We start from the raw sequence: 14,974 nt of genomic DNA, 5'->3' as shown, positions 1-14,974 counted from the left end.
CTGACATGTGCGGAATCGTTGGAATCGTCGGCAAGGAAGAAGTCACCGATCGCCTGCTCGACGGGCTCAAGCGGCTCGAATATCGCGGTTATGATTCGGCCGGCATCGCCACGGTCCATGACGGCGAAATCGACCGGCGCCGCGCCTCGGGCAAGCTCATCAACCTCGTCAAGGTCATCGCCGACTCGCCCCTGCCGGGCATGGTCGGCATCGCCCATACGCGCTGGGCGACGCATGGCGGCCCGACCACCAACAACGCGCACCCGCATGCCACGGGCGAGGTCGCGCTGGTCCACAACGGCATCATCGAGAACTTCAAGCCGCTGCGCGACGAACTCATCGCGCGCGGCCGCAAGTTCACCAGCGAGACCGACACCGAAGTCGTCGCCCATCTGGTCAGCGAGAAGGTCGAGGCCGGCATGGCACCGGCCGAGGCCGTCGCCGAGGTGCTGCCGCGGTTGCACGGCGCCTTTGCGCTCGCCATCCTGTTCCGCCAGCATCCCGAATTGCTGATCGGCGCGCGGCTCGGCTCGCCGCTCGTGGTCGGCTATGGCGACGGCGAGACCTATCTCGGCTCCGACGCGCTCGCGCTCGCGCCGCTCACCCAGCGCATCTGCTATCTCGAAGAGGGCGACTGGGTCGTCATCACGCATGACGGCGCGCAGATATTCGACCGCGACAACAATCCCGTCGAGCGGCCGATCACCATCTCGGGCGTCACCGGCGAGCTCGTCTCCAAGGGCAATCATCGCCACTATATGCTCAAGGAGATTTACGAGCAGCCGATCGTCGTCGCGCAGACGCTGCGCTCCTATCTCCAGCGCATGGAAGAGCGCGTCACGCTGCCGATCCCCGAATTCGATCTCTCGACGATCAAGCGCGTCACCATCGTCGCCTGCGGCACCAGCTTCTATGCCGGCATGGTCGCCAAATACTGGTTCGAGCAGTTCGCCCGCGTGCCGGTCGATCTCGATGTCGCGTCAGAATTCCGCTATCGCGAGCCGGTGATGGAGGAGGGCGGCCTTGCGTTGTTCATCAGCCAGTCGGGCGAGACCGCCGACACGCTCGCCGCGCTGCGCCACGCGCGCGCCGAGGGGCAGACCATCGCGGTGGTCGTCAACGTGCCGACCAGTTCTATGGCGCGCGAGGCGGACCTGTTACTGCCGACGCATGCCGGGCCCGAAATCGGCGTCGCCTCGACCAAGGCCTTTACCTGCCAGCTTGCCGTTCTCGCCGCGCTCGCCGCCAATCTCGCGCGCGCCAAGGGCAAATTGTCGCCGGCCGAGGAAAAGGCGATCGTCAAACACCTCTCCGAGGCGCCCGCCGCGCTCAACGGCGCGCTGGCCTATGACGAGGCGATCGAGGCGATGGCGCACACCATCGCCAGCGCGCGCGATGTGCTTTATCTCGGCCGTGGCACGGATTATCCGCTGGCGCTGGAAGGAGCCTTGAAACTCAAGGAAATCAGCTACATCCACGCCGAAGGTTATGCGGCGGGCGAGATGAAGCACGGCCCGATCGCGCTGATCGACGAGAATGTCCCGGTCATCGTCATCGCCCCGTCGGGGCCGCTGTTCGACAAGACCGTGTCGAATATGCAGGAGGTGCAGGCGCGCGGCGGCAAGGTCGTGTTGATCTCCGACTATGACGGCATCCAGGCGGCGGGTGAGGGCTGTATGGCGACGATCACCATGCCCAAGGTCCATCCGCTGATCGCACCCTTGGTCTATGCCGTGCCGGTGCAGTTGCTGGCCTATCATGTCGCGGTGGCCAAGGGCACCGATGTCGATCAGCCGCGAAATCTGGCGAAGTCCGTGACGGTGGAGTGAGCGGGGGCCCGCGCGCCTATGTCAGGAAAGCTTTGAAGATCGCGGTCAGATCCTGCCCCTGTCCCTTGCTCGCGTTGAATATTTGAAGCGCTTGTTCGACCTTTATCAACCGCGCCTGGCGTTCGCCGATACCCTCGCTGTTTTCATCGCGGCGCCCGTCGATCAGATCGAAACCGAAATTCAGGCCCATGTCATCGACGAGATCGCCGACGACTTCGGCGGGCACCATCAGTCGTGCCTCGCCCTCCTTGCCTTCATTGGCCGCGATGAGCGAGTGAAGTGCGTCCTGTACGATTATCTGTATGTCGTTGACGATGAGCTGCTTGTAGCCGCTATCGGCCCTGACCTTCTCCATCGCGGCGAACAGCGCCTCTGAGATGCGCTTGTCCACATCCAGCACGCTGACATCGCCGTCCATGCCGAGCAGTTCCGCGCCCAGTGCGCGGATCGGATCCGAGGCGAACCCGATGATCTGGTTGGTCGGGCCGTCTCCGGCGAAGAGGTTGGTTTCGTTGAGGTAGAGCTTTTTGTAGATCGCCCGGATGACAACGTCGATCGTCGATTCCTCCGTGATCGGGGCGCCCAGCGCCCCCGCCATTTGCGAGAAATGGCGCTTCTGCTGGTCGATCGACAGATGCTGCAACCTTTGCTTCTCGACGACCAGCGCACGCTTCAGCGTCGCGTTGCGCACGACATGGCGGATATTGTCGCCGATCTGGACATTGAGCTTGGTCTTGTAATCGGTCGGCCATTTGGGGCGTGACAGTGAGGAAACATCGAATTTCTTGAGCACGGGTGTCGGTGCACCCCGGGTTTTTCGCGTCTTGTCCTTTACGCACTGATAGAATGCATCGACAAACGCTTTGTCGCTTGCGAATTCTTCCTCGGTCTCGCGATACTCCTTTACGAACGCGACGAGTTGCGACTTCAGGCCGTACATCTTGAAGCCCGCTTTCTCGAAGACAGGCGCCACGACGTCGTTGAACAGGCTGTTCATGTTGCGTGAGGCGTGCGTGTAGCTGATGCCGCCAACGATGACGGCGCGTTGCGCGGCTTCCATCGCGCTTCCGGCCGGCGCTTTCGTCAGCGTCTGGTCCTCCTCCTCGGTCATGCGCTGCGCCGGCATCGCCGCCGCGCGCTCGCCCATCGTCGTCGCTTCCTCTTCCAGCGCGGTGTCGTCGTTGATCGGGACGCCAGCTTTCATCTGCATCGTCGGCTTCACGCGCCCCTGTGCCTGTTGCACGACATGCCATGCCTCATGCGGCAGATGTTTTTCCTGGCCGGGCGCGAGGTGGATGTCGGACCCTTGCGCATAGGCATGGGCGTTGAGCTGGGCTGGCTTGGTCGAATTACGATGCACGCGGACATGGTCCATCGCCACGCCCGACATCGCCTCGACGCCTGCCTTTAGCGGGTCGGGCAGGCCGGTGCGGTTGGTCGCCAGCGACGTCAGCCGCTGCACCGTCGGCGCTGCGTTCAGCACGGCAGACAATGCCGTCAGTGACGTGCCGGTCGGGCCAGTCGTGGCGGGCTGGGCGTGTGCGGCATCGCGTGTCGCGCGCGGTCGCTGCTGGTGCGGGCGTTGGCTCATGGTGAAAAGCTATCATTCCGCGTGTCGGGCGTCATGAGGAGATCGCTGTCGTTTCGGTGCGATTGCCGGGCGCTGCGCGAAATCGCCCGGCGTTGACAGCGCCGCCCCGTGCGACCGATAGCGCGGCATGGCCGCTTCCCTTCCTCTCGTCGCCGGCGTCGAGCTCGGCGGCACCAAGTGCAATCTTATCCTCGCCACTGGCCCGGATGATATCCGTGACGAGATCCGCATCGCGACCACGACACCCGCGGAGACGCTGGCGACGATCGAAGCGGTGCTCGCGCGCTGGCATGGCTATGACGCGCTGGGCATCGCCAGTTTCGGCCCCGTCTCGATCGATGTCGCTGCGGCGGATTATGGCGCGATCACGGCCACGACCAAGCCGGGTTGGTCGCATACCGATGTCGCGCGCCGCCTCGCGGCGTTCGCCGGCGTGCCGACCGGCTTCAACAGCGACGTGGCCGGGGCCGCCTTGGGCGAGGGGCGCTGGGGCGCCGCGCGGGATGTCGCCGATCACGCCTATGTTACCGTCGGCACGGGTGTCGGCGTCGGGCTGGTTCTGGGTGGCAAGCCGACCAACGGGCTGACCCATCCCGAGCTCGGTCACGTCCGCACCGTGCGGCTGCGCGGCGACGATTGGCCGGGCAGTTGCAGTTTTCATGGCGATTGCGTCGAGGGCCTCGCCTCCGGTACCGCGATCCGCGCACGGGCCGGTCGCGATGGCGACGAACTCGTCGGAGATGATCCCCTATGGGACGGCGTCGCGCATACCCTCGCCCAACTTTGTCATATGCTGGTACTGACCGGCATCCCGCGCCGTATCGTAATGGGTGGCGGCGTCATGGTCGGCATGCCGCATCTCTTCCCTCTCATCCGCGACAAGCTCGTCGACAGCCTTGGCGGCTATGGCGCGACCGGCGATATCGGGCCGATAGAGAGCTTCGTCGTGCCGGCCGCCCTGGGCGGCAATGCGGGGCCGTTGGGAGCGGTCGTCCTGGGTAGCCAGGCATTGATCGATCGAACAGCGTTTACGACGCCTTAACCGCATCCGCTTACGCCATGGCAACGGGCTGACGTGCCCCAATGACGAGCCACGGCGGTACACGACATGCGAATTCTCATCGTCGACGACGAACCAGGCATGCACGATTCCTACCGGCGCTGCTTCGCGCCGGCGGGCAGCGGCGACGGTGCGCTGCTCGATGCGATGGCGGCCGAACTGTTCGATGACGCACCGGTAGTGCGCGAAGACGCTCCGAACTTTGCCTTGACCCACGCCATGCAAGGTCTCGACGGCGTGGCGGCCGTAGCGAAGGCGATTGCCGACGGCGATCCGTTCGCGGTCGCCTTCATCGACGTGCGCATGCCGCCGGGGATCGACGGCAAGGAGACAGCAACACGCATTCGCGCGCTCGATCCCGACATCAACCTCGTCATGGTCACGGGCTTTTCCGACTTCTCGCCGATCGAGATCAGCAAGGCAGCCGGCCCGGCCGACAAGATCTTCTACATCGCCAAGCCGTTCGAAGTCGCCGAGGTCACCCAGATGGCGGCGGCGCTGACGCATCGCTGGCAGGTCGACCGCCAGCTGGCAGAAGCGCGTGCCGCGCTCGCCGCGCAGATCGTCCAGCTGGAGGAGCAGGGCGCCGAGCTCGCCGCCAATGAAAGCCGGGCGATGCACATCGCCACGCACGATTCACTGACCGAAGCGCCGAACCGTCTCGCCTTCCTCCGCGCATTGACCGATCGCGCGCGGGGCCAGAGCGGCTTTGCCACCGCGATGCTCGATCTCGATCGTTTCAAGCTCGTCAACGATACGCTCGGCCATCTCGCCGGCGACGAGCTGATCCGGCAGGTCTGCGCGCTGCTTGAGCAATCGGCGCCCGAAGGCGGAATGGTCGCGCGGCTCGGCGGCGACGAATTCGGCATCCTGTTCGAATCGCCTGGCGAGGAAGCAGCAGGCATGGCGTGCGAGCGCATCCTGTTCGGCTGCTCGACGCACCTTCGCATCTTCGGCCATCCGGTCGAGACCGCCTCGTCGCTCGGCTTCGTCTATGCCCCGGCCGGGATCGAGTGCGACCCGGGCGATCTGATGCGCCGTGCCGATCTCGCGCTCAACGACGCCAAGCAAAATGGTCGCGGCATGATCCGCGTGTTCGACGAGAGCATGGACGAATCGATCCGCTTCCGCCGCCGCATCGAGGGCGGGCTGTCGCAGGCGATCGAACGCGGCGAGCTCAGCCTGGTCTATCAGCCGATCGTCGCGCGCGATGCACTCGAGGTCGTCGGCTTCGAGGCGCTGGTGCGCTGGAATACCGACGAATTCGGCCCCGTCAGCCCGGCGATGTTCATCCCGATCGCGGAGGAATCGAACCTCATCCACGAGCTTGGCGACTGGGTGCTCGAACAGTCTTTGGCGGTGCTCAAGGACTGGCCGGGGCAATATGTCTCGGTCAATTTCTCGCCGCGTCAGTTCCGCCGGCAGAATTTCGTCGGCCATGTGCTCGAATGCGTCCAGCGCGGCGGGGTCGAGCCCAGCCGGGTCCAGATCGAGATCACCGAGACGGCGATCTTCGACGATGCCGATCGCGCCGCCGAGACGCTCTACAAGCTGCGCCAGATGGGCTTCCGCATTGCGCTCGACGATTTCGGCACCGGCTATTCGAGCCTCTACAATATCCGCAAGTTCGCGCTCGACAGCCTCAAGATCGACCGCAGCTTCATCGACGGCATGGGCCGCGAGCGCGAGAGTGCGGCGATCGTCCATTCGATCATCCATCTCGGCCGCGCACTGGGCCTCGGGGTGATCGCTGAGGGCGTCGAGACCGAGGCGCAGCTGCAGGCGTTGCGGGTCGCCGGCTGCTCGCACCTCCAGGGCTATTATTTTTCGCGCCCCGTCGCGCCCGAAATCGCGGTCGAGATCGCGCATCGGCGCTTCATGGTCGATCCGTCGAGCGCGGTGCCGGTGTCCGACGAAGAGGCGGGTAACGGGACGCACGGTTGATGGCGCGGCCTGTCCGCGCCGCGTCGCGCCGGTTCGCGGCGCTGCGCTATCCCCGCTCGCTCGGCGCGAAGCTCGTCCTGATCCTGACCGCCGTCGGGGTGGCGGGGGCGATCGCCATCACGCTGCTGCTCGCCAGCGTCATTACGCCGAGCTTCAACCAGCTCGAGGCGCGCTCGGTCGATGGGCATGTCGAGCGGACGCGCGCAGCACTGGGCGAATATGCCAGCAAGGTCGAAAGCGCGGTGCGCGACTATGGCGACTGGAATGCCAGCTATGATTACATGGCGCACCAGACCGCGACCTTCGAGCGCGAGAGCTTCTCGACGCTCGCCATGGCCAATCTCGACGTCAACGGCATGGCCTATGTCGGCACCGACGGGCACATCGTCATCGCGCGCTGGCGCGACCTCGCCGCCGATGCCGACAATGACGCGCTGCGTCGCGCCTTCGTCGCGCAGATCGGCCGAACCGATTTCGCGCATGTGTTGAAGGGCCGCAATTCGGCGCATTTCTTCGTCAGGCTCGGGCCCATCGTCGCCGCGGTCGGCGTCGCGCAGGTGCGGCGCAGCGATGGTACCGGCGCGCCGCGCGGGCTGGTGCTGATGGCGCGCCAGATCAGCTCGCGGCAATTGTCCGACCTGCTGCAACTCGCCGCCCGGCTCGATCTCGACCGCGCCGCCGATAGCGACGCCATCACCCCCGGCCGCTCGACGATGCGGATCGCGGTGCCGATCCGTGGCGCCGATGGTCACGCCGTCGCCAGCGCGGCGTTCAGCGTGCCGCGCGATGTCTCGACGCTTGGCCGGCGCATGCTGCTGCTCGCCGCCGCCGGATCGACGCTGTTGTTGCTGCTCGTGCTGGTCTTCCTGCGCCGCATGATCGATCGCCAGGTGTTGCGCCCGCTCGCCCGCGTCGAAAGCCATATGCAGACGGTGCGCGCGTCGGGCGCGCTCGGCCTGCTCGACGAAGAAGCGCGGCAGGACGAGATCGGTTCGCTCGGCCGCAGCTTCAATTCGATGCTGCGCCAGTTGAAGGACCTGCGCGAGCAGGTCGAGGTGCAGAGCTTTGCGCTCGGCCGCAGCGAGAGTGCCGTTGCGGTGATGCACAATGTCCGCAACGCGCTCAATCCGATCAGCACGATCCTCAGCCAGGGAATCGCCCAGCCGGCGCCGGTCGATCAGGCGATTCTCGATCGCGCCATGGCCGAACTGGCGCGTGACGATCTGCCCGCGCCACGCCGCGCCAAGCTGCTCGCCTTTATCACCGCCGCCGCCGAGGCCGAGGCGCGCGACCGCGAGACGAGGCGTGAGCAGTTGCGCGTTGGCCGCGAGGCGATGAGCCAGGTGCTCGACATCATCGGCGGGCAGCAGCAGGCGGCGCATGAGCGGCCCGAGCTCGCTATCTGCGACGTCACCGACATTATCGCGCGCAATGCGACCATCGCGCGCTATGCCGGCGGGGTGTCGATCGCCTTCAGCTTCCCGTCGCGGCCCTGCCTGGTGATGGCCAGCCGCGTCATTCTCAGCCAGGTGATCGGCAATATCTTTTCCAACGCGGCCGAAGCAATCGCCGCGACCGGATCGCAGAGCGGCAGCATCTCGGTGTCGATCGAGGAGCGCGCCGGGCGGGCGCTGATCGCGATCCGCGACGATGGCGAGGGCTTCGCGCCCGACCAGATGCCGGAACTGTTCCAGCGCGGCTTCTCGACCCGCGCGCACAAGTCCGGCGGGCTCGGCCTGCACTGGTGCGCCAATTCGATGGGCGCGATGCACGGCGACATGCGGCTCGAAAGCGAAGGCAAGGGCAGGGGCGCCGTCGCGATCCTCACGCTCGCGCTGGCCGAGGCGGCCGGGGCGGAATTGGCGGCTTGAGAAGGATGAGCAGCACTCAGCGTGATTGAGTCGGGCACGTAACGGGTTTATCCCGCCCCTGCGGCGATCTCGCCGTTGGGGGCACGTCATGATGCGGCGTTCGACGACCTTTCTCATATTTCTGGTGATGACCGCGCCGGGCGTCGCCACCGCGCAATCGGCGCCGATGTCCGCCATGCCGGGCATGGCGGACACCCCGGCGACCCCCGCCTTTCCGCAGAGCATCGCTGATTGGGCCAAAGGCGCGCGGCTGTTCGACGGGCTCGGCAGCTTTCACCGCCCGATCGCGACGGCCGTCCCGGACGCGCAGCGCTATTTCGATCAGGGCATGCGGCTGCTCTGGGCGTTCAACCATGACGAGGCGGCGCGCTCCTTCGCACGGGCCAGCGAGCTCGATCCGCACTGCGCGCTGTGCTTCTGGGGGCTCGGGCTGGCGCTCGGGCCGAACTACAACATGCCGATGATGGCCGAACCCCGCGCGCGCGTGGCGTGGGACGCGCTCGGCAAGGCCAGGGCGCTCGCTCCGCAGGCTAGCCCGGCAGAACAGGCGCTGATCGCCGCGCTCGGCCGTCGCTATGCCGGCCCGACCCCGCTCGATCCCACGAACGAGGCGCCGCTGCTTGCTGCCTATGTCGGCGCGATGCGCGATGCCGCGCGGCGCTTTCCCGCCGATGACGACATCCAGACGATGTATGCCGAGGCGCTGATGAACATCACGCCGTGGAAACTGTGGCGCGCCGACGGCACGCCGGCGCCCGGCACGACCGAGATCGTCGCCACGCTCGAACGCGTGCTCGCGCGCAATCCCGGCCATCCCGGCGCCAATCATTATTACATCCACGCCGTCGAGGCGTCGAAGCAACCCGGGCGTGCGCTGGCCTCGGCCTATCGGCTGCGCGCGATGATGCCGGCCGCCGGGCATCTGGTGCACATGCCGTCGCACATCCTGCAGCGCGTCGGGCGCTACGAGGAATCGGCCGAGGCCAATCGCAAGGGCGCGGCGGCCGACATCGCTTATTATGCGCAGGTCCAGCCGATCGACTATTACCCGATGTATACCGCGCACAATTACCAGTTCCTCGCCTTTGCCGCGGCGATGGAGGGGCGTCGCGCCGAAACCATCGATGCGCTGCGCAAGTCGCGCGCTGCGCTCAGCGACGACATGCTCGCCGGCATGGGCGGCGTCGACTGGTATGTCGGCGCGCTCTACACCGCGATGATACGCTTCGGCCTGTGGGACGAGATCCTGCACGAACCCGCGCCCAACCCCAAGGTGATCGGGCTGAACGTCGCCTATCTCGAAGCGAAGGCGACCGCGCTGGCGGTCAAGGGCCGGCTCGATGAAGCGAGCGCCGTGGCCGACCAGCTCGACGCCGCGATCAAGGCGACGCCGGCCGGGCAGATGGCGGGCATGAACAGCGGCGTCGCCGCCTATCGCATCGCTGCGCTCAAGGCGCGCGCGCGGATCGCGCTGGCGCGGGGCCAGGCTGCCGATGGCATTGCGCTGCTACGCCAGGCCGTCGCCGCCGAAGACGCGCTCGATTATGACGAGCCGTCGGACGAATTCTTCCCTGTGCGCCATCTGATCGGCGTGGCGCTGCTGCACACGGGCAAACCGGCGGAGGCTGCACAGGTCTATCGCGACGATCTGGCGCGCAATCCCGAAAATGGCTGGGCATTGTTCGGCCTGTCCCAGGCGCTCGCCGCGCAGGGCCGCAAGGCCGAGGCAAGCGCGGCACGGCGGCGTTACACTGCGGCGTGGGGGCATGCGGACATGAGGCTGGCGGCATCGGCGTTCTGACCGTTTACGCACAGAAAGCTATTGGTCTTGTGACGCCGAAGTTATCAAGAGCGCGTCTCGATGTCGTGTATTTAGCTATTTAGGGGTTTCTGCACCTGGCACCGTAATTTCCGTAATTGTCGTAATTGCCTGGCACCGTAATTGCCCGTAATTGTCATAGGCACGAAGATCGGTCTGCGTCAGGGTAGGCACGTTATTGGCCACAGAGATCATACGTCATAAAAAGCTATAAGGTAAAATGCACAACTAGTATAAGTATCATGCCGGTGAATCCGATAAAAATGTCGAAACAATGAAGGCTTCTTGTGTGTGTGACGAGTGGGATTTATTAACATTGGCTTTATTAAAAGCCACAGTTGGAAACACAAATGAAAACTTCTGTAATGTAATATTAGATAAAGTTCAAGAAAAATGGGTTATTAGATTCAGGTTGTTTAAACAATCTCAAGAAGATTGCGAAATATGCAGCGATATTTCAACCGAATTTTTTTCATATTCGGGAGATTTCGGTTTAGCACTTGATCTTGATGCGATCTCCGAGGATGAGATCACTATAGGTGAAGGGTACATTGTACCATTCGATAAAAATGCAACGACAGTTTTTGCATTAAAACGTAATTGACTAGGGTCGATGTCGATTCCGGTGGCCGATTCCGGTGACACTGCATTTATCTCCGAGCCGAGCGCTCGCGCATTTGCATCGAATCCCATAATCACGCGACCGCGTCCGCGCAGCGCCCTGATTCACCCCCACGCCACGCCCTGCTATGAGCCCGCGCTCGTGCACCATCGCGTCGGTCCTTCTCATCGTCGATCATGCGAAAATCGTCGCCCGCACAGCGTGGCGGCGCCGCACCTGTTATTGCCCGGAACAGGTCCTGTTCCCGCCTGTTCGGCCGACCTGCTCCGGGCCTGTTAAGTTGGAAATACAGCGCCAACACAGGGGCGTACCACGTCGTTGCAATCAAACGACATTGCCGCGCGATGCCTCCAACGTAACAGCGGCGAAAAAATAATGAGCAGGAAGAACAGGCAGAACAGGCGCAAGTGGCGATCCTGACGCTGGCGCTGGCGCTGGCGCTGGCCGAGGCGGCCGGGGCGGAACTGGCGGCCTAGCGGGGCACGCCGGTTGCGGTCAGCGCTATCGGCTTACCGGCGCGAGCACGGCCGCGCGATAACCGCGCGCGATCTGCTGTTGCTGGACGGTATGCGCCTCCAGCCCCGCGACGATCGCCGCCAGCGCTGCATCAATATGGTCCCGTCCGCCGCACAGGAAGATGTCGATCGCCGCATAATCGCGCTCGGGCCAAGTGTGGATCGAGATATGCGATTCGGCGAGCAAGGCGACGCCGGTCACGCCCTGCTCTGGCCCGAAGCTGTGCAGCTTCAGGTCGAGCAACGTCGCGCCCGCCGCCACGACGCCCGCGCGCAGCGCGCGCTCGATCCGCGCGACATCGTCGAGCCCGGTACAGCCGAACAGATCGGCGAGCAGATGGGTGCCGTCAAAATCCACCCGATGCCCCTAAATCAAGACACTGCGATGCGGAATGCCGAGATGCGCCATGGCCTCCTCCGCCGCGCGCGTGCCGCGATAATGCGCCTCCTCGAACAGCGACAGGCCGCTCAGGTCGGAGTGCGCGAAGAACAGCGGCGGTTGCGGCACCGCGGCGGCTTCGCGCGCCCCGCTGAAGAAGAAGCCGGGAACGGGGCGGATCATCGCATGGCCCCAGCGCCACACATCGATGCGGCGGATCGCACCGGCCAGATCCGGGTTCATGCCCAGCACATCGTCGCGCACGATCTGCTGCCACTGCGCCAGCGGCCGGTCGAGCAACAGCCGCCGCGCTGCCGCCGGGGCCATGTCGGACGGCGGCATATACCAGCTCAGCACGGTCGCGCCGGGCACCGCGTCTAGCGACTGGTGCGTGTCGACGACATAACCCAGCGACGCGCTGGTCCACGACACATTGTCCCACGCCACCGCCGCGCCGGGGCCGCCGGGCAGGCGATCGACCGTGACCGCGGCGACGACCCACGGCGCATAGCCGAAGTCGCCGTGGCTTCCCCGCCCGGCCACCAGCCGCGCGGTGACGAAGTGCGGCGTCGCGAGGATCGCGCTGTCCGCCGTCACCCGCACCGCCTCGCCGCTGCGCGCATCGAGCGTGTCGATTGTCACCCCGCCGTCGCGCGCCTCGACGCGGTGGACCAACTGCGCGCAGTCGAGCTGCGCCCGCAGCCGCGCCGCCATCCGCCCGACCAGATGGCCATTACCCTCGGGCCAGGTCAGCACCGCATCGGGCGCGGCATTGGCCGCCGCGCCGCGCCGGCTGGCGAAATAATGGATCCCCGCCCAGGCCGAGACCTCGCCCGGCTCGGTGCCATAATCGTCGCGACAGGCATAACGCACATGCCCGCGCAGCACCGGCGAATGCCAGCCCTGCGCATCGAGCCACGCGGCAAAGCTGATCCGGTCGAGCGCCAGCAGGTCGGCATCGCGCGCGCTCAACGCCATCGGAATGGCGAAGGCCGGCCTTCCGTCCGCGTCGCGCCGGTCGCGGAACCGCGCCATCGCCGCGAAGAACGCCGCCAGGTCGGCGCGATCGGTCGCGTCGAGCCCCGTCGCCGGGACCAGCCCCTCCTGCCACTTGCCGAGATGCAACAGGCGCTCATCGGGATCGGCGACGATCTGATAGGGATCGAACAGCGGCTTGCCGTCCTGCCAGCCGGTGACGATGCCGAGCTGTTCGAGCAGCCGGATCACGCCCTTCGCCTCGGCATTGGGGATCGGCAGATAATGCGCGCCGAGCGGATAGGCCGAAACGGCGTTGCGCCCGGCGCGGGCATTGCCGCCGGTGCGGTCCTCGAGTTCGAGCAGGCGGAAGTCGCTCACCCCGGCATCGGCCAGCGCCCAGGCCGCCGACAGCCCCGCCACGCCGCCACCGATGATCGCGATGCGGGTGCGAATCTCTCGCGTCGGGGCAGGGAAGGGCGTGTCGCCGCGCAGCTTGTGCCCGCGCGTGAAGTCTGCGCCGCCCAGCGTGCCGGGGATGGCCTCGTCGTCGCTCCCACGCAGCGCAATCGCGCCGGCGCCGAGCGCGGTCGCCCCGGCGATCGATCCGGCCACCAGGGTACGCCGCGAAACGCCCATCAGCCTTCGAACACCGCCCATTCGGCCTCGAACTCGCGCACGAGCGCCTGATTGTCGAGCCGGTTCACCGGCGTCGCCCGCCGCGCCATGTCGGGCGGAAAGAAGAAGGCGAGCGCATCGCTCTGCTTGTTGAGGAAGCGCAGCCCGGCGGGGAGGGCGCCCGGCGGCGGAATCGCGCGATTGGAGGCCATCACGAAACCCCATTCGCCGAAGCTCGGCACGTAGACATGGTAGCCGCGCGTCGTCAGCCCGGCCGCCTCCAGCGTCGTCGCGACCGTCCAATAGGCGCGCGGCGCGACCAGTGGCGAGGTGCTCTGCACGCTGACCACCGCGCCCGGCGCCAGCGCGCGGGCGAGCTCGCGATAGAAGCTGACGGTATAGAGCTTGCCGATCGCGAAGTTGGTCGGATCGGGAAAATCGACCAGCACAGCGTCGAAGCGCCGCCGGTTGGTCCGCAGCCAGCGGAACGCATCGGCGGTGATGACATGCACCTTGGGCGACAGCAGCGATCCATGATTGAGCGCGGTCAGCATCGCTGTGTGGCGGAACAGGCTGGTCATCGCCGGGTCGAGATCGACCAACGTCACCGAGGCGATACTGGGATATTTGAGGATCTCGCGCACCGCCAGCCCGTCGCCGCCGCCCAGCACCAGCACGTCGCGCGGCGCGGCGACGCGGCTCAGCACCGGATGCACCAGCGCCTCGTGATAGCGATATTCGTCGCGCGACGAGAATTGCAGGTTGCCGTTGAGGAACAGTCGCAAATCGTCGGCGCGCTTGGTGATCACGATCCGCTGATAGGGCGTCGAGGCGGCATAAAGGATCGGGTCGCCATAGGCGGCGACCTCGGCGGTGCGTTCGATCTGCTCCGACGCGGCGAAGCCCGCCGCCAGCACGACCGCGACGATGATCGCGGCGACCAGTTCGCCGCGCAGCCGCCTGTGCCCCGGCAGCATCACGATCACCGCGATCGCGACGCCGACATTGGCCAGCCCGAACAGCAATCCGGTGCGGATCAGCCCGAGATGCGGCACGAGCAACAGCGGGAACAGCAGCGACGCCGCCAGCGCGCCGATATAGTCGAAGGTCAGCACCTTTGAGATCAGGTCGCTGAACTCGAGCCGGTCCTTGAGGATGCGCATCAGCAGCGGGATTTCGAGCCCGACCAGCGCGCCGATCGCCAGCACGAGGCCGTAGAGCGGGATGCGGAAGTCCTCGACGCGGTCGAACAGCAGGAACAGGATCGCCGCCGAGGCGCCGCCGATCGCCGCGATCAGGATCTCGACGCGCACGAACAGCGCCAGTTCGTTGCGCTTGAGATAACGCGAGCACCATGAACCGACGCCCATCGCGAACAGATAGCTGCCGATGATGGTCGAAAATTGCGTGACGCTGTCGCCGAGCAGGTAACTCGCTAGCGTGCCGGCAAGCAGTTCGTAGATCAGGCCGCAGGTCGAAACGACGAAGGCCGAGACGAGCAACGCCGCGCCGAGGCGCGACGTGCCGTCTGTTGGTTCAGCCATGAATGGCCGCCGAAATGATCATCGCCAGCGACAGCGCGATCGACCCGGCGAAGATCGCCAGCGCGACATTCTTTTCCTCGCAGATCTGGCGCCACAGATTGACCGGGGTCAGCCGGTCCCACAGCCAGAAACCGATGACGAAGATGGCGAGGCCGATGCCGGCATAAAGCAGCGTGGCCAGCAGGACGGTGGTGCTGAGCATGGTCA

At 65.8% G+C, this 14,974-nt stretch carries 11 protein-coding genes; 6 read left to right on the top strand and 5 right to left on the bottom strand.

Going from position 1 to position 14,974, the window contains the following annotated elements; genetic code table 11:
* Positions 1–5 precede the first annotated feature (5 nt).
* Positions 6–1,829, top strand: coding sequence for a glutamine--fructose-6-phosphate transaminase (isomerizing) (gene glmS / locus U1839_RS12415; protein ID WP_332803936.1), 1,824 nt, complete (start codon positions 6–8; stop codon positions 1,827–1,829).
* 16 nt (positions 1,830–1,845) lie between these two features.
* Here glmS and U1839_RS12410 read toward each other — a convergent pair whose 3' ends face one another.
* Entirely contained in the window at positions 1,846–3,420 is a 1,575-nt protein-coding gene (locus U1839_RS12410; protein ID WP_332803935.1) for an eCIS core domain-containing protein, read from the bottom strand.
* A 127-nt stretch (positions 3,421–3,547) separates the two neighbouring features.
* On the opposite strand from U1839_RS12410, the gene U1839_RS12405 reads away from it, so the two are divergent.
* The 5 genes from U1839_RS12405 to U1839_RS12385 all read left to right on the top strand — a co-directional run bounded on the left by U1839_RS12405 (position 3,548) and on the right by U1839_RS12385 (position 10,718).
* Positions 3,548–4,462, top strand: a complete 915-nt coding sequence (locus U1839_RS12405; protein WP_332803934.1) for an ROK family protein — start codon at positions 3,548–3,550, stop codon at positions 4,460–4,462.
* 66 nt (positions 4,463–4,528) lie between these two features.
* Positions 4,529–6,424 carry a putative bifunctional diguanylate cyclase/phosphodiesterase gene (locus U1839_RS12400; protein WP_332803933.1) on the top strand — a complete coding sequence of 632 codons (1,896 nt, stop codon included), beginning with the start codon at positions 4,529–4,531 and terminating at the stop codon, positions 6,422–6,424.
* On the top strand, positions 6,424–8,295 hold the full coding sequence (locus tag U1839_RS12395) for a CHASE4 domain-containing protein (RefSeq protein ID WP_332803932.1): 1,872 nt from the start codon (positions 6,424–6,426) through the stop codon (positions 8,293–8,295). Before U1839_RS12400 ends, U1839_RS12395 begins: the two co-directional genes overlap by 1 nt.
* An 88-nt stretch (positions 8,296–8,383) precedes the next feature.
* Positions 8,384–10,096, top strand: coding sequence for a tetratricopeptide repeat protein (locus U1839_RS12390; protein ID WP_332803931.1), 1,713 nt, complete (start codon positions 8,384–8,386; stop codon positions 10,094–10,096).
* Positions 10,097–10,403: 307 nt separating this feature from the next.
* Entirely contained in the window at positions 10,404–10,718 is a 315-nt protein-coding gene (locus U1839_RS12385) for a hypothetical protein (protein WP_332803930.1), read from the top strand.
* 519 nt (positions 10,719–11,237) lie between these two features.
* Here the strand turns inward: U1839_RS12385 and speD are convergent.
* From speD to U1839_RS12365, 4 genes are read right to left on the bottom strand one after another with little or no spacing between them, the layout of a single operon-like run.
* Positions 11,238–11,609 carry an adenosylmethionine decarboxylase gene (gene speD / locus U1839_RS12380; protein WP_332803929.1) on the bottom strand — a complete coding sequence of 124 codons (372 nt, stop codon included), beginning with the start codon at positions 11,607–11,609 and terminating at the stop codon, positions 11,238–11,240.
* Between the two features lie 9 nt (positions 11,610–11,618).
* Positions 11,619–13,220, bottom strand: a complete 1,602-nt coding sequence (locus U1839_RS12375; protein WP_332803928.1) for an FAD-dependent oxidoreductase — start codon at positions 13,218–13,220, stop codon at positions 11,619–11,621.
* Between the two features lie 23 nt (positions 13,221–13,243).
* A complete protein-coding gene (locus U1839_RS12370; RefSeq protein WP_332803927.1) occupies positions 13,244–14,767 on the bottom strand; it encodes a polyamine aminopropyltransferase in 1,524 nt (507 codons plus the stop codon).
* Positions 14,760–14,969: a DUF350 domain-containing protein gene (locus U1839_RS12365; RefSeq protein WP_281127072.1), complete on the bottom strand. Its 210-nt coding sequence runs from the start codon at positions 14,967–14,969 to the stop codon at positions 14,760–14,762. The genes U1839_RS12370 and U1839_RS12365 overlap by 8 nt, the downstream gene beginning before the upstream one ends.
* Positions 14,970–14,974: the final 5 nt, after the last annotated feature.

It is taken from the genome of Parasphingomonas halimpatiens, from assembly GCF_036663795.1.
Taxonomy (GTDB): domain Bacteria; phylum Pseudomonadota; class Alphaproteobacteria; order Sphingomonadales; family Sphingomonadaceae; genus Sphingomonas.
Note: the sequence above shows the minus strand (reverse complement) of the source record. Positions and strands in the feature narration are given on the sequence as shown.

Excerpts from the sequence above, each read along its gene's own strand:
- U1839_RS12370 (WP_332803927.1), bottom strand. The coding sequence starts at position 14,767 with ATGGCTGAACCAACAGACGGCACGTCGCGCCTCGGCGCGGCGTTGCTC.
- U1839_RS12405 (WP_332803934.1), top strand. The coding sequence starts at position 3,548 with ATGGCCGCTTCCCTTCCTCTCGTCGCCGGCGTCGAGCTCGGCGGCACC.
- glmS (WP_332803936.1), top strand. The coding sequence starts at position 6 with ATGTGCGGAATCGTTGGAATCGTCGGCAAGGAAGAAGTCACCGATCGC.
- U1839_RS12410 (WP_332803935.1), bottom strand. The coding sequence starts at position 3,420 with ATGAGCCAACGCCCGCACCAGCAGCGACCGCGCGCGACACGCGATGCC.
- U1839_RS12390 (WP_332803931.1), top strand. The coding sequence starts at position 8,384 with ATGATGCGGCGTTCGACGACCTTTCTCATATTTCTGGTGATGACCGCG.
- U1839_RS12395 (WP_332803932.1), top strand. The coding sequence starts at position 6,424 with ATGGCGCGGCCTGTCCGCGCCGCGTCGCGCCGGTTCGCGGCGCTGCGC.
- U1839_RS12365 (WP_281127072.1), bottom strand. The coding sequence starts at position 14,969 with ATGCTCAGCACCACCGTCCTGCTGGCCACGCTGCTTTATGCCGGCATC.
- U1839_RS12400 (WP_332803933.1), top strand. The coding sequence starts at position 4,529 with ATGCGAATTCTCATCGTCGACGACGAACCAGGCATGCACGATTCCTAC.